20 protein-coding genes are annotated in these 25,826 nt (G+C 56.5%); 11 read left to right on the top strand and 9 right to left on the bottom strand.

Going from position 1 to position 25,826, the window contains the following annotated elements; genetic code table 11:
- Nucleotides 1–10 precede the first annotated feature (10 nt).
- The 5 genes from TG4357_RS04115 to TG4357_RS04135 form a co-directional block, all read right to left on the bottom strand.
- Nucleotides 11–2,527, bottom strand: coding sequence for a hybrid sensor histidine kinase/response regulator (locus TG4357_RS04115; protein WP_058261611.1), 2,517 nt, complete (start codon nucleotides 2,525–2,527; stop codon nucleotides 11–13).
- 337 nt (nucleotides 2,528–2,864) lie between these two features.
- The gene (locus tag TG4357_RS04120; RefSeq protein ID WP_058261612.1) at nucleotides 2,865–3,701 is read right to left on the bottom strand and encodes a metal ABC transporter permease; all 837 of its coding nucleotides are present in this window, start codon (nucleotides 3,699–3,701) and stop codon (nucleotides 2,865–2,867) included.
- Nucleotides 3,698–4,558, bottom strand: coding sequence for a metal ABC transporter permease (locus TG4357_RS04125; protein WP_058261613.1), 861 nt, complete (start codon nucleotides 4,556–4,558; stop codon nucleotides 3,698–3,700). The genes TG4357_RS04120 and TG4357_RS04125 overlap by 4 nt, the downstream gene beginning before the upstream one ends.
- Nucleotides 4,555–5,454 carry a manganese/iron ABC transporter ATP-binding protein gene (locus TG4357_RS04130; protein WP_058261614.1) on the bottom strand — a complete coding sequence of 300 codons (900 nt, stop codon included), beginning with the start codon at nucleotides 5,452–5,454 and terminating at the stop codon, nucleotides 4,555–4,557. The genes TG4357_RS04125 and TG4357_RS04130 overlap by 4 nt, the downstream gene beginning before the upstream one ends.
- Before the next feature lie 30 nt (nucleotides 5,455–5,484).
- Nucleotides 5,485–6,384 (bottom strand): metal ABC transporter substrate-binding protein, encoded by a 900-nt coding sequence (locus tag TG4357_RS04135; protein WP_058261615.1) that lies wholly within the window; start codon nucleotides 6,382–6,384, stop codon nucleotides 5,485–5,487.
- 231 nt (nucleotides 6,385–6,615) lie between these two features.
- On the opposite strand from TG4357_RS04135, the gene metH reads away from it, so the two are divergent.
- From metH to TG4357_RS04155, 4 genes are all read left to right on the top strand, one after another.
- Nucleotides 6,616–10,347: a methionine synthase gene (gene metH / locus TG4357_RS04140; RefSeq protein ID WP_058261616.1), complete on the top strand. Its 3,732-nt coding sequence runs from the start codon at nucleotides 6,616–6,618 to the stop codon at nucleotides 10,345–10,347.
- A 68-nt stretch (nucleotides 10,348–10,415) separates the two neighbouring features.
- Nucleotides 10,416–11,417: a tRNA dihydrouridine(20/20a) synthase DusA gene (gene dusA / locus TG4357_RS04145; RefSeq protein ID WP_058261617.1), complete on the top strand. Its 1,002-nt coding sequence runs from the start codon at nucleotides 10,416–10,418 to the stop codon at nucleotides 11,415–11,417.
- 72 nt (nucleotides 11,418–11,489) lie between these two features.
- A complete protein-coding gene (locus tag TG4357_RS04150; protein ID WP_058261618.1) occupies nucleotides 11,490–12,314 on the top strand; it encodes a sulfite exporter TauE/SafE family protein in 825 nt (274 codons plus the stop codon).
- A gap of 173 nt (nucleotides 12,315–12,487) precedes the next feature.
- Entirely contained in the window at nucleotides 12,488–13,294 is an 807-nt protein-coding gene (locus tag TG4357_RS04155; protein WP_158509051.1) for a calcium-binding protein, read from the top strand.
- Between the two features lie 3 nt (nucleotides 13,295–13,297).
- On the opposite strand, the gene TG4357_RS04160 is transcribed toward TG4357_RS04155, so the two are convergent.
- The 3 genes from TG4357_RS04160 to ccmI are packed head-to-tail and all read right to left on the bottom strand — an operon-like array spanning nucleotide 13,298 to nucleotide 15,233.
- Nucleotides 13,298–13,534, bottom strand: coding sequence for a DUF1289 domain-containing protein (locus TG4357_RS04160; protein WP_058261620.1), 237 nt, complete (start codon nucleotides 13,532–13,534; stop codon nucleotides 13,298–13,300).
- The gene (gene ruvX / locus TG4357_RS04165; RefSeq protein ID WP_058261621.1) at nucleotides 13,531–14,007 is read right to left on the bottom strand and encodes a Holliday junction resolvase RuvX; all 477 of its coding nucleotides are present in this window, start codon (nucleotides 14,005–14,007) and stop codon (nucleotides 13,531–13,533) included. The genes TG4357_RS04160 and ruvX overlap by 4 nt, the downstream gene beginning before the upstream one ends.
- Nucleotides 14,004–15,233: a c-type cytochrome biogenesis protein CcmI gene (ccmI, locus tag TG4357_RS04170; RefSeq protein ID WP_058261622.1), complete on the bottom strand. Its 1,230-nt coding sequence runs from the start codon at nucleotides 15,231–15,233 to the stop codon at nucleotides 14,004–14,006. The genes ruvX and ccmI overlap by 4 nt, the downstream gene beginning before the upstream one ends.
- Before the next feature lie 188 nt (nucleotides 15,234–15,421).
- Here ccmI and TG4357_RS04175 point away from each other — a divergent pair, with 188 nt between their 5' ends.
- The 4 genes from TG4357_RS04175 (at nucleotide 15,422) to TG4357_RS04195 (ending at nucleotide 20,873) form a co-directional block, all read left to right on the top strand.
- A complete protein-coding gene (locus TG4357_RS04175; RefSeq protein ID WP_058261623.1) occupies nucleotides 15,422–16,666 on the top strand; it encodes a sarcosine oxidase subunit beta family protein in 1,245 nt (414 codons plus the stop codon).
- A gap of 238 nt (nucleotides 16,667–16,904) precedes the next feature.
- Complete coding sequence (locus tag TG4357_RS04185; RefSeq protein WP_058261625.1) at nucleotides 16,905–17,234, top strand: sarcosine oxidase subunit delta; 330 nt, start codon at nucleotides 16,905–16,907, stop codon at nucleotides 17,232–17,234.
- A 59-nt stretch (nucleotides 17,235–17,293) separates the two neighbouring features.
- Nucleotides 17,294–20,305, top strand: a complete 3,012-nt coding sequence (locus TG4357_RS04190) for a sarcosine oxidase subunit alpha family protein (protein WP_058261626.1) — start codon at nucleotides 17,294–17,296, stop codon at nucleotides 20,303–20,305.
- Nucleotides 20,298–20,873, top strand: coding sequence for a sarcosine oxidase subunit gamma (locus TG4357_RS04195; protein WP_058261627.1), 576 nt, complete (start codon nucleotides 20,298–20,300; stop codon nucleotides 20,871–20,873). The genes TG4357_RS04190 and TG4357_RS04195 overlap by 8 nt, the downstream gene beginning before the upstream one ends.
- A 173-nt stretch (nucleotides 20,874–21,046) precedes the next feature.
- On the opposite strand, the gene TG4357_RS04200 is transcribed toward TG4357_RS04195, so the two are convergent.
- Entirely contained in the window at nucleotides 21,047–21,823 is a 777-nt protein-coding gene (locus TG4357_RS04200) for an FkbM family methyltransferase (protein WP_058261628.1), read from the bottom strand.
- 187 nt (nucleotides 21,824–22,010) lie between these two features.
- On the opposite strand from TG4357_RS04200, the gene TG4357_RS04205 reads away from it, so the two are divergent.
- From TG4357_RS04205 to TG4357_RS04215, 3 genes are all read left to right on the top strand, one after another.
- Entirely contained in the window at nucleotides 22,011–22,610 is a 600-nt protein-coding gene (locus TG4357_RS04205; RefSeq protein WP_058261629.1) for a superoxide dismutase, read from the top strand.
- Nucleotides 22,611–22,981: 371 nt separating this feature from the next.
- Complete coding sequence (locus TG4357_RS04210) at nucleotides 22,982–25,225, top strand: PAS domain-containing hybrid sensor histidine kinase/response regulator (protein WP_058261630.1); 2,244 nt, start codon at nucleotides 22,982–22,984, stop codon at nucleotides 25,223–25,225.
- A 104-nt stretch (nucleotides 25,226–25,329) separates the two neighbouring features.
- On the top strand, nucleotides 25,330–25,785 hold the full coding sequence (locus TG4357_RS04215; protein WP_058261631.1) for a baeRF12 domain-containing protein: 456 nt from the start codon (nucleotides 25,330–25,332) through the stop codon (nucleotides 25,783–25,785).
- Nucleotides 25,786–25,826: the final 41 nt, after the last annotated feature.

Raw genomic sequence — 25,826 nt, forward strand, 5'->3', positions numbered from 1 at the left:
AACGGTTGCCTCAAATGGCAGTCTGATCCTCTGATTGAAGCATGTCCTCCAGCAGTGATATCATTTTCGCTTTGTCCAATGGTTTGGACAGAACCGCATCGGCGCCCGCCTCGGTCATTACATTCGCTTCTGGCGCACCACTGAGCCCGAAGATTATCCCATTATAGCCCCGTTCGCGCAAAGTTCGGGTCAATTCCATTCCGTCCATACCGGGCAAGTGGATATCGGTGATCACCAGATCCGGTTGCAGGGTTTCAAACCGGTCCAACAATGCTTCGGAGGAAAGGGCGTGATGCACAGAGGAAAAAATTCTATTTAACTGGCGCTGCGTGATTTCTGCGACCATTTCATTGTCTTCGACCAACGCAACGGTGAGGCTGGAAAGGACAGTTTTTGTGGGGGCGGTGCGGGGACCCGCTGTTGGTGACTGGGTATCTTCGGTGTGCAGCGGTATCGTGACGGTGAATTTCGCACCCCCCAGCGCACTGCGATCATACGCAACCGAACCGTCAAGATTTTCCACGAACCTTTTGACAATATACATGCCCATCCCGGTTCCGTCGGAATTGGAAAAGACACCGCTGCTTTGCCGGTTAAAGGGTTCGAACAGACCGGGCAGAAGGGCGTCGGGAATGCCATTGCCGTTGTCTTCTATGGTCCAAATACCTTCCAAGGTCTGCGCGGTCAGTTTTTCGTGATACCCAATTACCAGATTCTGACCGCCGGAATGGAAAACAGCGTTGCGGATCAGGTTGCCCAACACTTGTTGCAACCGTCCGACATCAGTGATCCGCAACTGGTTGTATTGCGGCGCTATGAGAAGATCGACGGAAATTTCTGCTTCTTCAGCGATCATTCTGTATGCTCCGACCAGATGGTGCAGGAACTCATTTGGCCGGAAAGGGGTTTTGGTCGCGTGCGACAGGTCTTCGTCGCGCACCGCACTGCCCAGATCTTTCATCAATGTCAGGCACTGGTCCAGAACGATGTTGAATCGGGGGCCCAGTTTGCCCCAATCTTCCTGTTCATTCATCTGATCTGCCAGCATTTTCAGGATCGCCACGGGTGTGTGCAATTCATGCGAAATCAGCGAAAATAGCCGATGTTGCCGGTCCTTGCCGATTTCCAACTGATGCAATGCGTCCTCAAGCGCGCTGGATGTATTGTGCAGTTCTGTGATGTCGGTGATCGTACCCAACGAAACCAGACCAAATTGCCAAGAGGTTTCAGAGATGAAATTCATCCGAAAAACGTGGATATCCTTGGCTTCTGAATAGGGTGCGGTATCGGACATGCGCACGATGATCTGACGAGGTTCAGCGGCGTACCGCGCCCAAAGCTGCGACACTATGTGCGCATCATCCGGGTGCATCCGCTGGAATGTATCGTGGCCCGAGGCGCTGAGCGGGCAGTTTTGGTCTTGGCGAATATTTTGATCAATCCATAATCGCTGCAAATCTGCGCTAAAGACGAAATATCCAAATTTGGCCGACTCGCATGACGTCCTCAGCCTGTTTTGAACGCGGACATTCTGCTGGTCGAGCACGTGCCGCTTCAATAAAATCAGGTCGCAGATGGAAAGCAGCAGAAAAAGCGCCGCTGAAACCATGTGCTCTTGCGCGATGCTTTGGGCTTCGTGGGGCAGGACAGCGCTTTGCACCAGTATCCCGGTTAAACTGACTGTGATCGCGGTGGGGAGCGGCAATATCAACCGCAGTACGAGGGCCAGAATGATGGTCGCCACATATTCGGTCTTCCAACCGAGATATCCATCGATCAGACCGGACCCGATGAATAGCAACAGCAGCGGCAGATAGCGGGGGATTTTTTTTACCCTTGGCGGATATAGCGCAATTATCAGTAAAGAAGTCGCAATAGCTGCCCCTTTTATCATATGCGCCACGATCATCGGTGCCATTGACGCATAGGTGCCGATCTTCAGGATATCGCTGAAAAAAGCGTTTGCTGCCAATGACATCGCCAGCCCCAACAGGGCAGAAACGACAAGCAAGGTCGACGCCAACGCGACATCCAATGTGATCTTGTTCGATAATTCGGCGACCCATTTTGACCCAAACCGGGTGCCCATCCCAAGGGTGATCCCCATCACGACATTGAAACCGGTTGCCAGCAGCAGAAAATCCCCAATGCCTATGGTGTCGGGTAATATCAAGGTGCTCGCTTGCATTGCCCAAGTGCTGGACAGGACAAAAAGAGGAACGAATGCCGCGACAAAGAAAATCAGCCTGTTGGTCGGAAAAATCGCAAATCCCAGTATCAACAGCACCGTGGCAGGGTGCGGGGCAAGCTGAACAATAGTCATTTCGGGCGGGTTAATCGGCGTCAGCGTATTGCTGACGACATAGCTCAATGCGGTGGCAAAAGTTATCAGCAGTAAGAAGACGAATTCAAACTTACGGTCCAGAATTTCCTGAATCGCAACTGTCCGGGGTTTTTGCAGCAGCGCTTGGATGAACGGCCAGTCTTCTGCGCTTCCTACGCTGGGAAAAATATCGCGAGTGCGCAATTGAAGCCTGTCTCCGAAGTTCTGAACGAAACTCTAAAAAACTCCACAAACTTTGAAAATACTTTTGTTTGTGTGAACAGAAGCGCCCGAACGAATGGGCCAACCATGGAAACCACCTTTAGTCGAATTGTGCAATCAATAATGGATTTCTGAAGTTGTGATGTAGGTGAAAAATGTAATGATTTTCCCCCGAAATCATTGCGCAGCTCTAAGTGCTCGATATCCCACAAGACTTTAAAGGTATGGCGCAAGGCAAGCAGAGTTGAGCGGAAGCATTCGGCAACCATGAGTGTCTGGCCGGGGACGCCCCGACACTCACCGGCTCAACGACACGGGATCAGACTGTATTTGTTTGCTGGCGGCGGTTCATCAGGTTGCGCCGCAGGAAGGCCAGAATGAAAAAGCCGGTCAGGATCAGAACAATCGTCGGGGCAGGGGCGCTGTCGATGAAGAAACTCATATAGGTGCCGGCCAACATCGAAATCATGCACACGCCGACGGCCACGGCCATCATCGCACCAAACCGGCGCACGGTCAGAAAGGCGATGGCCCCCGGCGCAATCAACAATCCGATTGCCAAGATTAGACCGGAGGCGGTCAGTGTCGCCACGATCGTCAACGATAGCAGCGTCAGCAGCCCGTAATGCAGAAGTCCGACATGCAGACCCGATACCCGTGCCTGAGCCGGATCGAATGCGTGCAGCATCAGGGCTTTCCAGTTCAGCAGCAGCAACACCGAAACGATCAGGGAAATGATTCCAGCGGTCCACAGATCATCCGCACCCACGCCCAGCATATTGCCGAACAGGATATGGTCGAGATGGGCGTTGGTTTCGATCGACGTGTAAAGAATGATGCCGATACCAAACATGCTTGAAAACACCACACCCATCACCGTGTCTTGCTTTACCCGGCTGTTTTCCGACAAATACCCCGTGGTTAATGCGCAAAACATTCCGGCTGCGAACGCGCCAATGATCAGCGGAATACCGATGATATAAGCCAGAACGATGCCTGGCAGAACCGCATGGCTGATCGCATCGCCCATCAAGGCCCAGCCCTTGAGAACCAGAAAACACGATAGCAACGCCGTCGGTATAGCGACCATGGCGGAAATCCAGAACGCGTTGAGCATGAAGGGAAATTGAAACGGAAAAAGCAGAGTATCGATCATGCTACGTCCTCTTCCAGCGCGGCACGGGCCTTGGCGCGGGCGGCCAACAGACCGTGTTTTGGGGCAAAGTAGAAGGCCGTCAGGAAAACTGATGCTTGCAGGGTGACGATCACGCCGCCGGTGGCGCCGTCCAGAAAATAACTCAGATACGCGCCAAAGAAACTGCTCAATACCCCGATCGTGACCGAGGTCAGGATCAGCCGCGGGAAACGGTCACATAGCAAATAGGCGGTCGCTCCCGGTGTCACCACCATCGCAACGACCAGAAATGCGCCCACCGTCTGCATCGCGGCCACGACCGAGGCCGACAGAAGGGTAAAGAAGATCACCTTCAGCAGACCAGGGTTGAGCCCGACAGATCGGGCGTGGTTCTCGTCGAAAAACGTGACCATCAAATCTTTCCATTTCACGATCAAAACCGCCAATGACACGAACCCGATCAGGGCCAACTGTAATGTGTCTTCCGGCGTGATCGCCAAAATATTGCCCATCGTGATCGTTTGTACGCTGATCGAGGTCGGGTTGATCGACACCAGAAACAGCCCTAGTCCGAAAAAACTGGTGAAGATCAGTCCGATGATCACGTCAATCTTCAGCCCGGAACGGTCCGACAGAAACAGCATTGCTCCGGCGGCGAGCCCGCCGGCGATGAAAGCGCCCAATGCGAAGGGCAGGCCCAGCGCATAAGCTCCGACCACACCGGGCACTACCGAATGGCTGAGTGCGTCACCGATCAGCGACCAGCCTTTCAGCATCAGATAGGCAGACAGAAAGGCACAGACCCCGCCGACCAGCGCCGAGACCCACATCGCATTGGTCATATAACCATAGCTGAACGGTTCCAGCAGCAGGGTCATGCGCCATCCTCCGTCGCTTTTTCTTCTTCCCCATATTGCACGAAGGGTCGTTCATCATCGGTCAGGATGCTGACCTGACGCGGGTCATCATCATCATGCAATTCCTGTCCACCCAAGGTGAACTGCCGCAATACACCGCCAAAGGCGGTCTTCAGGTTGGACGGGGTAAAGGTGGTTTCGGTCGGGCCGAAGGCCAGCACGGTTTGCTTGACCAACACCGTGCGGTCGCAGAATTCGGGCACCGAGCCAAGATTATGGGTCGACACCAGCATCACCCGGCCTTCGTCGCGCAAATCGCGCAACAGGGCAATGATCTGATCTTCGGTTTTCACATCGACCCCGGTGAAGGGTTCATCCAGCAAGATGACCTGACCTTCCTGGGCCAGCGCACGGGCCAGAAAGACCCGTTTTCGTTGACCGCCGGACAGTTCGCCGATCTGGCGATGGCGATAATCGGTCATGTTGACCCGCAACAGCGCATCTTCCACCGCGTTGCGGTCGCGCAGCGTGGGGCGGCGCAGGAATCCCATATGGCCATAACGGCCCATCATCACCACGTCTTCGACCAGAACCGGAAAATCCCAGTCAACTTCTTCGGATTGCGGCACATAAGCCACCAGATTTTCCTTCAACGCCTGCTTTACCGTCCGGCCCAGTAGTCGGATATCACCCTTGGACACTGGGATGAATCCCATGATCGCCTTGAACAGGGTGGATTTTCCGGCCCCGTTCACTCCAACCAAGGCAGTCACCGTGCCACGCGGAATTTCAAAACTGGCATTGCGCAACGCTGTATGACCGTTGCGATAGGTAACCGTTACGTCTGACGCGTAAATGCCGCCGCCAGGTCCTGTTTCAGCAATATGGGTTGCAAGCGATTTGGTATCGAAAGCCATGACGTTATATATCTTTTCTATCTTATGGCCCTAATCTGTAGCGCCAGTGAGCCCGTTTACAATGGTTTGCGATGTCACCCGCAACAGATCGAGATAAGTCGGCACCGGACCGTCCGCTTCGGACAAGCTGTCGACATAGAGAACCCCGCCAAAGGTCGATCCGGTTTCCCGCGCCACCTGTTTGGCCGGTGCCGAACTGACCGTGCTTTCGCAGAATACCGCTGGAACATCATGCGCACGCACGCCGTCGATGACCGACCGGACCTGTTGCGGTGTGCCGGTCTGATCAGCGTTCATTGGCCAAAGGTAAAGTTCATTCAGTCCAAAATCGCGCGCCAAATAGCTGAACGCCCCTTCGCAAGTGACCAGCCAGCGGTTATTTTGTGGAATCTGTTGGATTTCGGCCTTGAGCGGTTCCAGCGTCGCCCGAAGCCTGTCTTTGTAGCTTCCGGCATTGGCGAGATAGAGTTCGGCATTGTCGGGATCGTGTTCGGCAAAGGCGGCGGCGATATTGTCTATATAGATGATCGCGTTATCCAGACCCATCCAGGCGTGCGGATTGGGTTTGCCTTCATATTCGCCTTCGGCAATGGAAATCGGTTCAATACCGTCGCTGAGTGTGGCGGAGGGAACGTCGCGCAGATTGCTCAGGAATTGTTCGAACCACAGTTCCAGATTTAACCCGTTCCACAGGATCAGGTCCGCATCATGGGCGCGCACGATATCGCGCGGCGTGGGTTCATATCCGTGAATTTCCGCCCCCGGTTTGGTGACCGAAACGATCTCGGCTGCTTCCCCCGCCACATTTTGTGCCATGTCGGCCAGAACGGTGAAGGTGGTGACCACTTTCATCTTGTCTGCCAAGGCAGGGGGGGCGGTTAGGGCGCACAGCGCAAATGCCACGGCGATCTTCGGACAGGAATTAAGCATAAAATAATACCTTTTGCGTTTGTTGTGGGATTGATAATGAAAATGATAATTATTCGCAACAGGAAAATTGGGGCGGATCGTATAATGGTTGGAGGATGGGCAGGCAGAGTTTACGGCATGTTGAGTCATCCTCATGTAAATCATGATAATTATGAATTTGGTACATGGTTCGGTTTCCCCTACATAGGGCCAGAGCGCCCAATGGGCGACCTTGACCAGTAGGAGAGTCCCATGCTGCCCCGTTCCCCCGTTTTCGATCGCCTGCACGCTGCTGCCAAGGAGCGGATCCTGATCCTTGACGGGGCGATGGGAACCCAGATTCAGAAGCTGGGATTGGGCGAAGATGATTTCACCGGTCACGGTGTGGGCTGTAGTTGCCATATCCATTCGGATCAGCCGCAGCAGGGTAACAATGACCTGCTGAACCTGACCCGCCCTGAAATGATCGAAGACATTCATTATCGATACGCAATGGTGGGTGCGGATATTGCCGAGACAAACACCTTTTCCTCTACGGTCATTGCGCAAGCCGATTATGAGTTGGAAGACAAGGTCGATGCGCTCAATTACGAAGGGGCCCGATTGGCCCGCGCCGCGATGGATCGGGCCGAGTCCGAAGATGGCCGCGCCCGTTTTGTGGCCGGCGCGCTTGGGCCAACCAACAGGACCGCTTCGATCAGCCCGGATGTGAACAACCCCGGCTATCGCGCTGTGACTTTTGACGATTTACGCAGGGCGTATGCGCAGCAAGCGCGTGCGCTGATCAAGGGCGGGGCAGATATTCTGCTGATCGAGACGATCTTCGATACGCTGAACGCCAAGGCGGCGATTTTCGCTTGCGAAGAGGTCTTCTTGGAAAACGGTGAACGCCTGCCGGTAATGATTTCGGGAACCATCACTGACCTGTCGGGGCGTACGTTGTCAGGACAAACGCCGACCGCCTTTTGGCATTCTGTGCGCCATGCCCAGCCGCTGACCGTTGGCCTGAACTGTGCTTTGGGGGCCAATGCGATGCGGCCGCATTTGGCCGAATTGTCCAACGTGGCCGACACCCTGATCTGTGCTTATCCCAATGCCGGGTTGCCCAATGAAATGGGTGAATATGACGAAACCCCCGAAACGATGGCGGAACAGGTGGCCGGATTTGCCCGTGACGGGTTGGTCAATATCGTCGGCGGCTGTTGCGGGTCGACCTATGACCACATCAGCGCGATTGCGAATGCTGTTCAAGGGCTTGCACCGCGTACCATACCCGAAATCCCGCCGCAAATGCGGCTGTCGGGGCTTGAGCCCTTCACGCTGACCGAGACGATACCCTTCGTCAATGTGGGCGAGCGCACCAATGTCACCGGGTCGGCCCGGTTCCGAAAACTGATCACCAACGGCGATTATGCCGCTGCCTTGGATGTCGCACGGAACCAGGTTGAAAACGGTGCCCAGATCATCGATGTGAACATGGATGAGGGATTGATCGACAGCAAACAGGCGATGGTCGAATTTCTCAACCTGATCGCCTCGGAACCCGATATTTCGCGGGTGCCGGTGATGATAGACAGCTCAAAATGGGACGTGATCGAAGCCGGATTGAAATGCGTCCAAGGCAAATCGGTGGTCAATTCGATTTCGATGAAAGAAGGCGAAGAAAGTTTCCTGAAACAAGCACGCTTGTGCCGGGCCTATGGCGCAGCGGTGGTGGTGATGGCCTTCGACGAGGAAGGTCAGGCCGATACCGAGGATCGCAAGGTCGAGATTTGCAGCCGCGCCTACAATATCCTGACCGAAGATGTGGGGTTCCCGCCCGAAGACATCATCTTCGACCCCAATGTCTTTGCCGTCGCCACCGGTATCGAAGAGCATAATAATTACGGTGTCGATTTCATCGAAGCCACCCGTCGCATCACGGCTGAGCTGCCGCATGTGCACGTGTCGGGGGGGGTGTCGAACCTGTCCTTTTCGTTCCGCGGCAACGAACCGGTGCGCGAAGCGATGCACGCGGTGTTCCTCTATCACGCCATTCAGGCCGGGATGGATATGGGCATCGTCAATGCCGGGCAATTGGCAGTCTATGACCAGATCGATCCGGACCTGCGCGATGCCTGCGAAGATGTGGTTCTGAACCGCAGCCCCGACGCCACCGAACGGATGTTGGAAATCGCCGAAAAATACCGTGGTCAGGGCGGGATGAAAGCGGCCGAGAAAGATCTGCGTTGGCGCGACTGGCCGGTGGATGAACGACTCGCACATGCGTTGGTCAACGGCATTACCGAATATATCGACGCCGACACCGAAGAAGCACGACTGGCTGCCGAACGCCCGCTGCACGTGATCGAAGGTCCGTTGATGGCGGGCATGAACGTGGTGGGTGATCTGTTCGGCGCGGGCAAGATGTTCCTGCCGCAAGTGGTTAAATCGGCGCGGGTGATGAAGCAGGCGGTGGCGATTTTGCTGCCTTACATGGAGCAGGAAAAAGACGGCACCGCCCAAAGTGCGGGCAAAGTCCTGATGGCGACGGTCAAGGGCGATGTGCACGATATCGGCAAGAATATCGTCGGTGTCGTATTGGCCTGTAATAATTACGAAATCATCGATCTGGGTGTGATGGTTCCGGCCGAAAAAATTCTGGAAACCGCACGGGAACAGCAGGTCGATATCATTGGCCTGTCGGGTCTGATCACGCCCTCTTTGGATGAAATGGTCCATGTCGCCAGCGAAATGGAGCGGCTTGGCTTGGACCTGCCGCTGCTGATCGGTGGGGCGACCACGTCCAAGATGCACACGGCGGTGAAAATTCATCCCAATTACGCCAAGAACCAAGCGGTCTATGTCACCGATGCGTCGCGCGCGGTGGGGGTCGTATCGGCACTGTTGTCACCACAACAAAAACCGGGCTTCGTCACCGATATTCGCGATGAATATGCCAAGATATCGGAAAAATACGCCCGCGCCGAATTGGCGAAAAAGCGGATTTCCGTGGCTCAGGCGCGGGAAAATGCGTTGAAATTGGATTGGGCTGCATATGACGCGGTGACGCCGTCCTTCTTGGGGACGCGCAGCTTCGATGGTTGGGATCTGGCCGAATTGGCGCGTTATATCGACTGGACACCGTTTTTCCAAACCTGGGAAATGAAAGGGGTCTATCCGAAGATTCTGCAGGATGAAAAACAGGGCGAAGCCGCGCGAAATCTGTTTGCCGATGCGCAGGACATGCTGCGCCGGATCATCGACGAAAACTGGTTCCATCCGCGGGCTGTTGTGGGGTTTTGGCCTGCCAATGCCTCGGGTGACGATATCCGTCTGTTCACGGATGACAGCCGCGCCGAAGAACTGGCCGTTTTGCATACCTTGCGTCAGCAATCGGCGAAACGCGCCGGGCGGCCCAATGTGGCACTGTCCGATTTCGTGGCCCCCGAAGGCAAGCCCGACTATGTCGGCGGCTTCGTGGTCACGACCGGGGCGGAAGAAGATGCGATCGCGAAAGCCTTCGAGGGCAAGAACGACGACTACAGTTCGATCATGGTCAAGGCGTTGGCCGACCGCTTCGCCGAAGCCTTCGCCGAACGGATGCACGAATATGTCCGTAAGGAATTGTGGGCCTATGCCCCGGACGAGGCGTTGTCGAATTCGGATCTGATCCACGAAACCTATGCCGGTATCCGTCCCGCACCGGGCTATCCCGCACAGCCGGATCACACGGAAAAAACGACTTTGTTCAAATTGTTGGATGCCGAAGCTGCCACCGGAGTCGCGCTGACCGACAGCTTCGCGATGTGGCCCGGCGCGTCGGTTTCGGGGATCTATATCGCGCAGCCTGAGGCGTATTATTTTGGCGTTGCCAAGGTCGAACGTGATCAAGTGGAGGACTACGCCGCGCGCAAAGGCATGAACATGGCCGATGCCGAACGCTGGTTGGGGCCGATCCTGAATTACCGTCCCGCGGATATCAAGGGGGTGGCGGCAGAGTAAGCCGTCATACCCGTTGTCATTTATCGGTGAAACGGGCATAAGCCCGGTTTCGCAATATGTACCGACACATGACCGAATTGACTGCAGACAAGATATCCCACGCCGCCCGCCTGTCCGTTGCACCGATGATGGATTGGACTGATCGTCATTGCCGGTATCTGCATCGGTTGTTAAGCCGCGAAACCCTTCTTTATACCGAAATGGTGACTTCCCCGGCGTTGGTGCGCGGCGGGGCGCTGCATCTGTTGGCGTTCAATCCCGAAGAACACCCGGTTGCGTTACAACTGGGTGGTTCGGATCCGACCGAGCTGGCGCAGGCGGCAAAATTGGGGGCCGAAGCCGGCTATGACGAGATCAATCTCAATGTCGGGTGCCCCTCGGACCGGGTGCAATCGGGCACATTCGGCGCGGTGTTGATGAAATCGCCGGATCTGGTGGCGGACTGTATCAAGGCGATGCAGGATGCGGTCGATGTGGAAATCACTGTGAAATGTCGCATCGGGGTTGACGACCAAACCCCTGAAATCGTTTTGCCCGATTTTTTAACTAAGGTCAGCGCAGTGGGCTGTAACCGGTTTACCATCCACGCCCGCAAGGCTTGGCTACAAGGGTTGAGCCCGAAGGAAAATCGCGACATCCCGCCGCTCGATTACGATTTGGTGCGACGCATGAAACAGGAATTTCCCGATCTGCATCTGTCCGTCAATGGCGGCATCGCGTCCTTGTCACAGGCCAAGGCGTTTCTGGCGGATGGGCTTGATGGGGTCATGATAGGGCGTGCAGCGTATCACCAGCCTGCAGATATCCTTTGCGCTGCCGATCCCGAAATTTTTGGCACCGGCAGTTTCTCAGATCCGGTTCAGGTGGTGCTGCAAATGCTGCCCTATATCGAGGCGCATTTGCGTGACGGCGGAAAGCTGTCCCAGGTGACGCGGCACATGCTGGGGCTGTTCGCGGGGCGTCCCGGCGCGCGGCAATGGCGGCGTATCCTGTCGGAACGGGCGCACAGGCCCGATGCGGGGCCTGAATTGGTCGAAGATGCGCTGGCGCAAGTGCAGTGCGACGCCTGAAACCGGTTTTGCATTGAAGACGCTGTGGAACCGGTGTCTAACGGCCCGCAATAGCAAACATGGAGGCCCGATATGCCCGATACATCCCTGCTTTTAATGATGCTTGTCATGCTGATGGTGATTGGTGGCTTTGCGGGGGTTCTGGCGGGACTTCTTGGTGTTGGCGGTGGAATCGTTCTGGTGCCAGCGTTCTTTTACGCCTTTCAGACGCTGGGATACGACGGTCCGCAGCTGATGCAGATGTGCTTGGCGACGTCGCTGGCGACGATCATCGTGACCTCGGTCCGATCAGTGCTTAGCCACAATCGCAAAGGCGCGGTCGATTGGGATATCTTGAAGGGTTGGGCTCCGGGGATCGCGATTGGTGCGGTGGTCGGCATGCTGACCGCGGCATCGTTGCGTTCGGGAACATTGCAGGGAATTTTTGGCGTATTGGCGTTGGTGATCGGGACCTATATGGGGTTCGGTCGCGCAGACTGGCGGTTGGGTCAGGCAATGCCCAAGGGGCTGGGCCGGGTCGTTACGTCCCCTCTGGTGGGCTTCCTGTCGGTGCTGATGGGGATCGGTGGCGGCAGTTTCGGTGTGCCCCTGATGAGCCTGTTTAACATCCCCATCCATCGCGCTGTGGCGACCGCTGCGGGGTTCGGCGTGATCATCGCGGTGCCCTCGGTCCTCGGGTTCTTGATGCTGCCGATCGATCCGGCGCAGCGGCCACCGTTTACCATCGGGGCGGTGAACCTCGTGGCTTTTGCCGTGGTGATTGCAATGACGTTGATCACGGCCCCCATCGGTGTACGTCTGGCGCATTCAATGGATCCAAAGCCGCTGAAACGGGTGTTCGCCGTGTTCCTGACGCTGGTGGCACTCAACATGCTACGCAAGGCGTTTGGACTATGAAAACAGCGCAAGCCAAATCAGTGTCGATAGAGATTGTTTGGTAAGTCATTGGTAATGTCCCGGTTCGCTGCCTATTGTTGCCCCGTCAGCGAATGATTTGGTCTATTTTTCCTTAAAATTTGATGATTTAGCCCCGGATCTGCTATCCCTGAATGGTCTATGCGGGGCTTGGGATGCTGGAACTTCTTTTGATATTTGGGCTGGCTGCAATCGGTTCGTCGCTCGGCTTGACCGGGACTGACGCGCTGTCCGAAACCGATCCCGCTACGACCGAAGGCGATGACACGCTCACCGGTACCGACGCCGATGATCTGTTGCAGGGCCTGTCCGGGGATGATGCCATTGAAGGGCAAGGCGGCGACGATACCCTCTTGGCCGGGGCGGGAGAGGACGTGGTGCTGGGCCGTGGCGGTGGCGACCGGCTGGACGGCGGACCCGGCGATGATCTGCTCAAGGGCGGGGCTGGCGATGATCTTCTGGAGGCCGGCAGCGGCAATGACGACCTGCGCGGAGGAGCTGGAAACGATGTCTTGGTCGGTGAGGCGGGGCAGGACACACTGGATGGCGGTACCGGCGACGATGTTCTGGACGGGTACTGGTCTGCCTCAACAGTCGCCGGCAACTACGGCCTTGATGAAAGCTACGCCCCCGACCTGTTGCGGGGCGATGAAGGTAATGATTTCTTATTGGGTGGCAGCGGCGATACGCTGATCGGCGGAGCGGGAAGCGATATTTTTACAACCGGCACCTGGATTGATTCAGATCGTGCGGTGGAGGTCGACGACTTTGAAGAAGGTCAGGATCAGATCGTGGTGACGCATTTCGACAGTTATGCCGGACCCGGTGTCATCGACCTGCAAACCGACGGTGACGACGTAAATATCTTGTTCGACGGCGCGGCGGTTGCACGCGTGATGAATGGGGCAGGGGTAGTATCGCTTGGTGACGTTTCGGTGATTTCCGTTACCGATCCAGTCTGATCCTCAGTCTTCGCCGCGCCCGATCCGCGCGGCGCGGCCTCCCCGGCGTTTTTGCAGGTTGGGTGCGCGTCCGGGCAGTTCGCCCATGATTGCGTGCCGTTCCTGTGCTGTCATTTTCGACCAGCGGGTGATTTCTTCGATGCTGCGAAAACAGCCGGTGCAGATTCGTTCTTGCGGGTGAATGATACAGATGTTCACACAGGGGCTTTCAATCTCGTTCCTCTTCCAAACCTCGCTCATGCAGTGCCCTTCAAATGGCGCAGACGGTCAAGAAACCCCTGCAGGATGAAAGACGCCGCGACATTGTCGATCTTTCCGGCCCGTTTGGCGCGGGATGTATCGGCTTCGATCAGCGCCCGTTCGGCCGCCACCGTGGACAGCCGTTCATCCCAGTAGCCAATGGGCAGCTCGGTCAACCGGCTGAGATTGCGGGCAAAGGCGCGGGTCGATTGGCAACGCGGTCCTTCGGAACCGTCCATGTTACGCGGCAGGCCCAAAACGATGCCGCCGACTTGACGGTCGGCTATGATCTGAAGCAGCCGATCCGCATCGATTCCGAATTTCTTGCGCCGGATCGTTTCGACCGGGCTGGCGATGCTCAGCAGGGTATCGGAAAGCGCAACGCCGATGGTTTTGTCCCCCAAATCCAGCCCGATCACCGGGGCGTGAGCGGGCAGGGCAGCGGCCATGTCCTCGACCTCTTCGATGATCATTGCAAAACCCCGGCCCGTTCAGCACCGGACCGGACCACGGCCAAAGCTTCGGGCTTGTCGGCAAAGGTCTGCTGCGCTTCGGTCCAGATTTCGCGGGCACGGTCGGTTTCGCCCAACACCCCATAGGCCCCGATCAGGCGGGCCCATTCTTCGGGCGCGCCGCCTTCGGTGGCCAGACGTTCGGACAGGTTGGCGACCATGCCGCGGATCATGTCTTGCCGCTCTTCGGCGCTCATGTCCCCGGCTGCCTGCATATCTGCCGCCGATGGACCTTTCAGCCCTTCCGCAGTAGCAGGCAATGTGAAATCGACCCCAGCCAGACGTGCAACATCAGGTATTTGCGCCCGGATCGGCGCGATCCAAGGCGCGTCAGCAGGGCCTTCGCGCAACAGACCGTTCCAAGCTTGGAAACTGGCATCAGGGCGCCCCACCTGTACGAACATCAGGCCCATGTAATAGCGGGCAACCCCATTGCGCGGATCCAATTTCAGTGCTTGCATCAGCGCGGCTTCGGCTTCGGGGGATACATAGCCGCCAGCAGTCAGGATCATCGTATCGGCCAGATCGGTATAATCGCGGGCTGTCGCCTGATCTCCCAGTGCTTCGATCAGACGCTGCTGCGCTTCGTAAGAGGCTTTGTAATTCCCAAGAGTCGCTTCGTTTCGCGCCAGCAGCCGCAGGCCCTGAACTTCGTTCGGGCGTTGCGCAACGGCCGCTCGTAACTGTTCCATCAATGTTAAGAACCGCTCTTCCGGTTGCTCCTTTGGTAGGGCTGGCGGCATCGCGGCTTCGGCCGCGGCCTGACCGGGGCGATTCTGACGGGTTTCATCGGCTTGGGCAATCCGTGCCTTCAGCCCGAAATCGCCATATCCCGGCACGCCAAGTTCCAGGTAAATCAACAACGACCCGCCAATCATGCCCAGAACGGTCGCCGCCGCCAAAACGCGACCAAGGGATTTCGGTTGCCCGCCGGTTTCACCGCCTTTTTGCAACTGTGTATCGGCGTTGAGGATACGTCGCGAAATTTCGGCCCGGGCGCGTTCGGCATCGTCTGCGCCGATCACGCCGCGCGCCAGATCGCGATCCACTTCCTTCAATTGATCACGATACACCCGAAGATCGAATGCAGCCGGAGCTTCGACACCAGTACGGCCGCGCAACAGCGCCCAAGCCAAAATGCCCGAAACGCTCAGCGCAATCGCGGCGGTTATGATCCAAAACAGCATGTAGCCTCCTGCAAGTCGCCAAACATGTATATCCGACCGGCGTTTGGAAAAAGGGCAAACTGACGCATTGGTCCCTCATGTCGCAACTAGGCGCAATTGTGACGCATAGAAACGGGGCGCACGCGCTGCCACGGTCCAGTAAGAACAAGAAGACTATTCAGACCGGATTCGAGGCACCAGAAACGCATATGAGACGCTATTCCGCCTTCGCCATCGCCCGAGAAGCCGCCCGTTACCATTCAGGATGGGAACGCGCCTGGGCGTCGCCCCAGCCCAAGAAGAAATACGATGTGATCATCGTCGGGGCTGGCGGGCACGGATTGGCCACCGCATACTACCTTGGTAAAAATTTCGGCATCACCAATGTGGCGGTGCTTGAAAAGGGCTGGTTGGGCGGCGGCAACACCGGGCGCAACACCACGATCATCCGATCGAATTACCTGCAGGATGCCTCGGCTGCGATCTATGAAAAGGCCCGGTCGCTCTATGAAACGATGAGTCAGGATCTGAACTACAATGTCATGTTCAGCCCCCGTGGCCTGATCATGCTGGCGCAGACCGAACACGAGGTGCGCGGGTATCAGCGCACCGCCCATGCCAACGCGCTGCAAGGCGTGGCGACCGAATTCATCACCCCGCAGAAGGTCAAGGACCTGGTGCCGATCATCAACATCTCGGGGCCGCGCTATCCGGTACTGGGCGGGCTGTGGCAGCAACGCGGTGGCACTGCGCGCCATGATGCGGTGGCCTGGGGCTATGCCCGCGCCTGTTCCGACATGGGCATGGACATTATCCAGCAATGCGAGGTGACGGGCGTGCGCCGCGACGGCGGCAAGGTGGTTGGTGTTGACACCTCGCGCGGCGCGATCGATTGCGACAAGCTGGGGATCGTGGTGGCAGGTCATTCCGGCGTTCTGGCTGACATGGCCGGATTCCGGCTGCCGCTTGAATCGCTGGCGCTGCAGGCGTTGGTATCCGAACCAATCAAGCCCTGCATCGATGTGGTGGTGATGGCCAACACCGTGCATGGCTACATGAGCCAGTCCGACAAGGGGGAATTGGTGATCGGCGGCGGCACCGACGGGTTCAACAACTACACACAGCGAGGCAGTTTCCACCACATCGAGGAAACCGTGCGGGCGCTGGTCGAAACCTTCCCGATGATTTCCCGGCTGAAGATGCTGCGCCAATGGGGCGGTATCGTCGACATGACCGGCGACCGTTCTCCGATCCTGTCAAAAACGCCGGTCGAGGGCATTTTCGTCAATTGCGGCTGGGGCACCGGTGGCTTCAAGGCCATCCCCGGCTCCGGTTGGGCGATGGCCGAACTGATGGCCAAGGGCCATTCGCCGCTGGCCGAGGAATTCGGCCTGAACCGCTTCAAGGAGGGCCGTTTCATTGATGAGAGCGTGGCGGCGGGGGTGGCGCACTAATGAAAGCCCTCAGTGTCTCCTCCCAGGCCACCTTTTTTGATGTGCTCTGCACGATCGAACCGCGCCGAATTTGCCGAAGGGCTATGCGGCCGGTGAACACGCGGCGTTTTGCGTTTCTCGCGGCGGTCCTTGAGCAGCAGCACGATCGCCCCGCCAACGGACAACAGAAAAACAATCAGAGTGATAAGTGGACCTGTCTCCATGGCACTCAATCTACGAATGCTCCGGGAGGTCTGCAATGCTGATCCTTCACTGCCCCTATTGCGGCGTCGATGCCGAGGAAACCGAACTGCACGCTGGCGGCGAGGCGCATCTGAAACGCTTCGGCCCCCACTCTTCGGACGAAGACTTCGAAACTTATCTTTTCGCACGCGAAAACCCCAAAGGCGTGCATTTCGAACGCTGGCGCCATGCGAATGGCTGCGGCAAGTGGTTTCACGCCGCCCGCTGCACCGCCACGTTGGAAGTTTTTGGCACTTATTCCGCACAAGTTACCACACCGCCGCAGGCGATCCGTGACGCGATCACCGCAAAACGCCCCGGTTGGTCATGGAGAGATGTCCAATGACCTTTCACTGTTCCAAAAATACTCAAAAAACACCCGCCACGGTCAAGGAGGTCTGACAGATGAGCACCCGTCTGGCCACGAAGGGCCGTCTGTTGAACACCGGCAAACAGATCCGATTCAGCTTCAACGGCAAACAAATGACCGGCTTTGAGGGCGATACGCTCGCCTCTGCCCTTTTGGCCAATGGCCAGATGATGATGGGCCGGTCGTTCAAGTATCACCGTCCGCGCGGGCCTGTCGCCAGCGGGGCAGAAGAACCCAATGCGCTGGTCGGTCTCGGCACCGGCGCGCGTTTTGAACCGAACCAGCGCGCCACCACCACCGAATTGTTCGACGGGTTGTCGGCCACGTCGCAAAATCACTGGCCCAGCCTCGACTTCGATATCGGCGCAGTCAACAACAAGCTGGCGCGGTTTTTTCCGGCAGGGTTCTATTACAAGACTTTCATGGCACCGCGCATGGCGTGGAAATCGGTGTTCGAACCCATTGTGCGGCAATCGGCCGGGCTGGGCCGGGTGCCGAAAGACCGCGATGCCGACCGCTATGAACATTTCTATGCTTTCGTCGATATCGTCGTGGTCGGTGGTGGCGTTGCCGGTTTGCTGGCTGCGCGGGCGGCCGGTGAGGCCGGGGCCAAGGTGCTGCTGCTGGAACAGACCGCCCATTGGGGCGGGCGGGCACCGGTTGATGGCGGCGTGGTCGACGGTCAGCCTGTGGATAAGTTCGTGGAGCAATTGGTTCGCGAACTGCACACCATGCCGAATGTCACCTTGCGCAATCGTTGCATGGCATCGGGCGTTTATGACCACGGCTATGTGCTGGGCTATGAACGGTTGACGGATCATGCACCAGACATGAACGGCCCGCGCCACCGGTTGTGGCGCATCCGCGCCAAACAAGTGGTGACGGCGACCGGCGCGATCGAACGCCCGCTCAGCTTCTCCGGCAACGATGTTCCCGGTGTGATGCTGGCATCGGCTGTGCGCGACTACGCCATCGACTATGGTGTTTCGGTGGGGGACAGGACCGTTGTCGTGACGAATAACGATGACGGCTATCGTACTGCAATCGCTTTGAAAAACCTTGGTCTGGAAGTGCCTGCGGTGATCGATGCGCGGGCGTCCGGTGGCGGGGGGCTGGCCGAGGAGGCACACGCGCTTGGCATCCGGGTTGAGACCGGCAAGGGGATTGCCAAAGTGTTGGGCGGCAAGTGCGTCACCGGCGTCGCGATCTGTTCGCAAGCGGGCGAAGGCGCGGTGTTGGAAGAAATCGCTTGCGATGCGGTGGCGATGTCGGGCGGTTGGTCGCCGGTGGTGCATCTTTGGTCGCATTGCGGCGGCAAACTGATCTGGGATGACGCATTGGCAATGTTCCGCCCGGATGTGGACAAAGCGCCGACAGGTGCTGACGGTCAAGGTTTTGTTATCGCTGCTGGCAGCGCTAACGGTGCACTGCAGTTGCAACATATCCTGACCGATGCGCAATCCGCTGGCGAGGCAGCTGCGCTTGCGGTGGGGGCGAAACCGAAACACGCCGCCGCACCGCAGGCGCAGGCGCGCGACGAGGCGATGATCGAACCGGTGTGGTTGATGCCGCAGGGGGCGGGGCCGAAGCTGCGGATGAAGGCGTGGTTGGATTTCCAGAACGACGTGAAGGTTTCCGACGTAATGCTGGCCGCACAGGAAGGCTATGAGAGCGTCGAACATACCAAGCGCTACACCACGCTCGGCATGGCGACAGATCAGGGAAAACTGTCCAACATCAATGGGTTGGCAACGTTGGCCCGATCACTCAATGCTGACATACCGCAGGTGGGTACCACGACATTCCGCCCGCCCTATACCCCGATTTCCATGGGTGCGATTGCCGGTGAGGCCCGCGGCGAGGTGTTCCAACCCTTGCGCAAAACCCCGATGCATCAATGGCACGAAGACCGTGCGGCCCATTGGGAACCGGTCGGCCACTGGCGGCGACCCTATTGTTATCCGCGTCAAGGCGAAAGTCATGCCGACGCGGTGGCGCGCGAAATCAACCAGACGCGCGGTTCGGTCGGGATGCTGGATGCCTCGACGCTGGGCAAGATCATCGTGAAGGGGCCGGATGCGGGCCGGTTCCTCGACATGCTTTACACCAACATGATGAGCAACCTGAAGCCCGGTAAATGCCGCTATGGGTTGATGTGCAACGAAAACGGGTTCCTGATGGACGATGGTGTGGTGGCGCGGATCGATGACGATACGTTCCTGTGCCACACCACTACCGGCGGCGCGGATCACATTCACGGTCACATGGAAGAATGGTTGCAGACCGAATGGTGGGACTGGCAGGTCTATACCGCCAACGTGACCGAACAATATGCGCAAATCGCGGTTGTTGGCCCCAACGCCCGCAAGGTGTTGGAAAAACTGGGCGGTGTGGATGTCAGCAAAGAGTCGTTGGCATTCATGGAATGGAAAGACGGCGCGTTGGCGGACGTCCCGGTGCGGATTTACCGAATTTCCTTTTCGGGTGAACTTTCCTATGAAATCGCGGTTCCGGCCAACCAAGGGCAGGCATTGTGGGACAAGATCATCGAAGCGGGGGCAGAATTCGGCATCATGCCTTATGGCACCGAAGCTTTGCATGTGATGCGGGCTGAAAAGGGATTCATCATGATCGGCGACGAAACCGATGGCACGGTGATCCCGCAGGATCTGGGCCTCAATTGGGCGATTTCCAAGAAGAAAGAAGATTACCTGGGCAAACGGGCGCAAGCGCGATCGCACATGACCGATCCGAAGCGGTGGAAACTGGTGGGTCTGGAAACGCTTGATGGCAGCGTGTTGCCCGACGGGGCCTATGCCTCGGCGGCGGGTGTCAATGCCAATGGACAGCGCAATATGCAGGGCCGGGTGACGTCGACTTATCATTCGCCAACCTTGGGCAAGGGGATTGCGATGGGATTGGTTCTGAATGGACCCGATCGCATGGGTGAAGTGATCGAGTTTCCGGGCACCGATGGCACAACCTACAAGGCGCGGATCTGCGATCCGGTCTTTTATGACAAGGACGGGGAGAAGCAGAATGTCTGACACCGTCAGCGCATTGAACGGGGCGACTTTTCAGGGTTTTGTCACTGTGGAAGACGCCGGATTACAGGGCATGATCACCCTGCGCGGCGATCTGGGATCGGCCAAGCTGTTGGCCGCAGTAACGGCGGCGACCGGGCTGGTGACGCCATCCCAACGCAAGATCGTATCGCAAGGGGATATGGCCGTGGCCTGGATGTCACCCGATGAAGTGCTGATCCTGACGCCCTATGATCAAGCCGGGACGATTGCTGCGACGCTGGCGCAGGCACTGAGCGGGGAACATGGCTTGGTTCAGACCGTTTCGGATGCACGCACCGTGGTTCGTCTGACCGGCGCGCCCGGGTCTGTGCGCGAAGTTCTGGCGAAGTTGGCCCCGGTGGATCTGTCACCGCAAGCCTTTGAACCGGGTGAATTTCGCCGCACACGGCTGGCTCAGGTGGCCGGTGCGATGTGGTTTGACGACACGACATCGGCACGGATCATCTGTTTCCGTTCAGTGGCCGATTACGTTTTCAAGCTGCTTTGCATCTCGGCAGAAGAGGGCGGCGAGGTCGACTATTTTAACTGAAACGCTTCAATCAGGACGGTGACAAAGGAAAAAGTCCCAGATCAGGCATTTGCCGAATTAGGCTGTTTTCAATCGCGCTGTGGGTTCATTCGCGGGGTATACGTGATGACGACGCGGTGATTGTGGCCTTGGAAAAAAAACTGTCCAATGCCGGAAACTGGTACGGGAACGCCTTATCCGGTCAGAAGAAACGCCCCGAAGCCCTTCGCGGCTTCGGCGGATAACAGGGCATCACGTCGGAGAGGGGCAAGGTTGTGATCGGTCAGGCGATCATAGCATCCGGTGGCTTCGCTGATCAGCGACATTGCTGCGCTGCGCTTTTCTTCTGACAGATACGGCGCATGGCACGACAGGAATAGTGCCGGTCGATGCCGCTCCAGAAATTCCGCCATTAGTGGGAGAAGATTGAATTCACCGCCTTCAATATCAATCTTCACGAAGCGTATGCGCTCGAGGTCGATTTGACGGCCCAGCGTATCCCAGGACATCGTGACAGCATCTATTCCGGTGGTCTTATCTTCGGGATTCAGCAGGCTGGTCTGGCTATCGCCGCGATTGTCTCCGAAGCTGCCCATGCGGGCAATTCCGTCGCGATCGGAAAGAGCGACGGGAAGGGGGCTGATATTTCCGATCCCGTTCAGGTCCACATTCCAATTCAGATAGCGGAACGCGACCGGATCGGGTTCGAATGCATAAACATGATGCGCACGGCGGGAACAAAACAGCGCCGTCGGACCGATCCAGGCACCGATATCCAGCACGTCGCGGTCGCTTTCACAGGCCGAGGCCAGAACATCGAAAGTACCAGGTTCCCAAGTGCCATTGCTGGCCGCGCGCCAAAAGGCAAAATGGTAGGGGTCCACTCGGAAATTTTCGCCATTCAAATTTGCCGAAAAGTGGCCTTTGGCACGGTAAAACCCGCGCAATATCTTTTTGGGATCGAATGCCATTGGACTATACAGTTAATAAAACAATAAGCGTAAAGTGTCGCTCACGCGCATGTCAATGCTTGGTGTATAATCCGAAGACCGAGCGCAGCAGTCTGTAAAAGATAGTTGCCGTGAGGGCTTGACCTTCTGGGCCAAACCCTACCATTTTCCGCAGGAAAGAAACGCCCGAACCTAAGAGGATTTCACAATGGCTTTTGAACTTCCCGATCTTCCCTATGCTCATGACGCCCTGGCCGATCTTGGCATGTCAAAGGAAACGCTGGAATACCATCATGACCTTCACCACAAGGCCTATGTCGATAACGGCAACAAGCTGATTGCTGGGACCGAATGGGAAAACAAGTCGCTGGAAGACATCATTACCGGCACCTATGCTGCAGGCTCCGTTGCCCAAAATGGCATTTTCAACAATGCGTCGCAGCATTGGAACCACGCGCAGTTCTGGGAAATGATGGGGCCGGGAACCGGCGCGATGCCGGGCGAGCTGGAAAAGGCACTGGTCGAAAGCTTCGGCTCGGTTGACGAATTCAAATCGCAATTCGCCGCTGCGGGGGCCGGTCAGTTCGGATCGGGTTGGGCTTGGCTGGTCAAGGATGCCGATGGCGGCCTGAAGGTGACCAAGACCGAAAACGGTGTCAACCCGCTTTGCTTTGGCCAAACCGCGCTGTTGGGGTGTGATGTTTGGGAACATTCCTATTACATCGATTTCCGTAACAAGCGCCCTGCCTACCTGACCAACTTCCTCGACAAGCTGGTCAACTGGGAAAACGTCGCATCGCGGATGTGATTTTCAGATAATTTGAAACGGATGGCCGCCCTTCGGGGCGGCTTTCTTGTTTGTTGGATCCGATACATGGCGCGGCAGACGGTCAATTTACCTTGAAACCTGCGGATATGATCGTGTTTCAAAAACTTTTCTGTCCCTTGGCAAGGGATCGAACCGCAACCCATGCGCGAAGCAGACAGAAGCGTCAGATTTCTATCTGATGCGGCAGGTGTTTTTACAATAATTGTAGTCTCATATGCTTTTTTTTCCTAGAATTTGATCAGAATGAATTAAGGTTAATCATAGAAACAAGTTCCGACCCGCCAGTTTGAAGCAGGGTTGATGATTTTAAGCGCTGAGTTCGCCTGATTTGGAAGGACAAGGTTGCGAACATGAAGCATGCTCCCGACGTCTATACTGCCGCTGGCAGATCATGGGTGTGGTTCGCGATCTGCGCGTTCGGGAGCAGTTTGGCGGTTTCGATCGTCATCCTGGTGATGCAGGCACTGAACGGGTCTTCCGCCACCTTGGTCCAAATGGGTATAGTCTTCTTCATCGCCTTGCTGCTGAATGCAGCTTTGAGTGTTGCCGTGCAGGTGTTGCACCGGGATCGGCGGGACTTGGTGAAACGGCTGACAGTACAAGCCCGGCTGAACGCGGGTCTGCGGGAAAAAGAAGAGCGCTTCAACCTGGCCATGAAAGGGGCGAATGACGGATTGTGGGATTGGGACATTGTCACCAATCACGTCTACTATTCTGAACGTTGGGCCGAGATTTTGGGCTATACGGTTGATGAATTGGAACCAACAGCGCGGACATGGACGCAGATGCTGCGCCGTGAGGACAAATCGAAGGTCCGCGGCGATATGAATATCCAGTTTGCCCAGCAAAAAGAAATTGTCGAAGGCGAATATGACATGCAGCGCAAGGATGGGCGCTGGATCCGGGTGCTCAACCGCGGGGTCGTTGTTTATCATGATGGAAAACCTATCCGCATGGTTGGTACACTTCTTGATATTTCCGGCCGCTTAATGCTGTTTCGGCAAAAGGAAGAATCCGAAGCACAAACACAGGCTAAAACTGCTTTTCTCGCCCATATGAGCCATGAAATCCGCACCCCGATGAACGGGATTGTCGGCATGGTCGATTTAATGACCCGCACTGATCTGGATAAAAACCAAAGACAGATGCTGGAAACGATTCATAATTCATCGGTTTCACTGCTGAAGATCATTGAAGACATCCTCGATTTTTCCCTGATCGAAGCGGGTAAGATGTCTGTGTCGGTAGAAAAGGCTGATCTGCTCAATGTGGTTGAAAATGTCGTGGAAACCGTGGCTGCAACAGCTCAGCAAAATGGGGTGCGGCTGATCCTCAATGTGGATTGCGACTTACCGCGATATTTCGCCACCGATGCCAGCCGTTTGCGGCAAGTCCTTTTGAATCTGCTGGGGAATGCCGTGAAGTTTTGTGCACAAAAAAAATCGGCCGAACCGCCATTGGTGGAATTGTCAGCGCAATTGATGCCGGGAGGTCAGGTCAAGTTTTTGGTGATAGACAACGGCATGGGTATTCCGTCTGATATTCAGGAACTGTTGTTTCAGCCATTCTTTCAGGCCAACGAAACGGAGTCCCGACAGATCAGCGGAACCGGCCTCGGGCTTGCGATCAGCTATGACCTGATCGAAATAATGGGCGGACAGCTCGACGTCCAAAGCGTTCCGGGGGAAGGGGCAACATTTTCAGTCGTCCTGCCCTTGATCGCGGGGGTACAAACCGAACAGACCTGCATCGAAAAAATTGACGGACTTGAACAATATTCTTTGTTTTCAGTTGTAGATGACGAATTGTGCCGTGACCGGTTCCGTCAATTCGCGAAATACTGGGGACGGCCGCTGACCGCGCTCGACGTTAAAATGCCGATGTGGGATTGGGCTAAACGCCAAACACAAACGCCTTTTTTTCTCGTTTCTCTTACTGGTAAGGATCGCACCCTCGGTTTTGTTGAACAGATGCATGAAATCGTTCCAAAGGCGAAATTTCTGGGGTTAACAGAAGATCCCAGCGCCCGGCTTGGGCGCTACAATGCCCATCTCTATTTGGTGCGCAGATCGCCATTGTTGCCATCGCGCATGGTCGAGGGGGTGCATGCGCTGATCGAAGAACACAAAGAACGCGAGGATGGAAAAAGCGTTGAACAGGTTTCGGCAAAAAAGGGCAGTATCCTGCTGGTTGAAGACAACCGGATCAATCTGGAAGTATTGACGCGGCAATTGGCATTGCTGGGCTATAGCGCCCAAATCGCCATGAACGGTCAAGAGGGACTGGAAATCTGGCGCGATGGGGCCGCTAAGTTCGATTTGATACTGACGGATTGTCAGATGCCGGTCATGGACGGGCTGGAAATGGTGCAGAAAATCCGTTCGATCGAACGCGCGCATAATATGGTCCCGATTCCCATCGTAGGCATTTCCGCCAATGCGCTGAAAGGTGAAGGCGAACGCTGTATTGCTGCCGGTATGAGTGAATTCCTGACCAAACCGGCCAAACTTGACGAACTAAGGGATGTTCTGGGTCAATGGGCCGCGGGGGATAGGAAATTGACCGGAGGCGGCCCGAATAGCGGCTTATTCTGACCTGCGACTGATATGTGAAACTTTTTTCGCAGAATTGACTCGTATCATGTTTGCAGCAACAGTTTTGCAGTTCTCTTTACCCAGCAAGGAATAGGAGATTTGTCATGATCAAGATGCCCAAAAGCCTGTGGATTGTCGTTGCAGACGGCGCCAAGGCGCTGTTTGTGCAAAATGTCAGCGACACCATCGATCCGGATTTGCGGGTCATGCGGGTCGATGAAATCGACATCCCCAACACCGCCAAGTTGGGAACCGAACAGCCCGGTCGGCGGGATGGCCCGGCAGGGGCAGGACGTTCCGCGATTGAGCCGACGGACTGGCACCGGCTGGCGAAAGAAGAATTCGCCAGCACCATCGCCGCACTTCTCAATAAATGGGCACAGGCGGGTGGAATAACGGATCTGGTCATCGTTGCCCCGCCGCAGACTTTGGGGGAATTGCGCGCGGCGCTTAGTCCGAAGGTGACTGGTGTTGTCCGCGCCGAGATGGCCAAGGATCTGACCAATCACACATTGCCCGATATTGCCAAGCTGGTAATGGCGGAAATGGCCGATATCTGATCCCGTCGGGCCGATATCGAGATTGCTGGCACGCCAATTCA

Origin of the sequence: Thalassovita gelatinovora (genome assembly GCF_001458355.1) — a bacterium.
GTDB lineage: Bacteria > Pseudomonadota > Alphaproteobacteria > Rhodobacterales > Rhodobacteraceae > Thalassobius > Thalassobius gelatinovorus.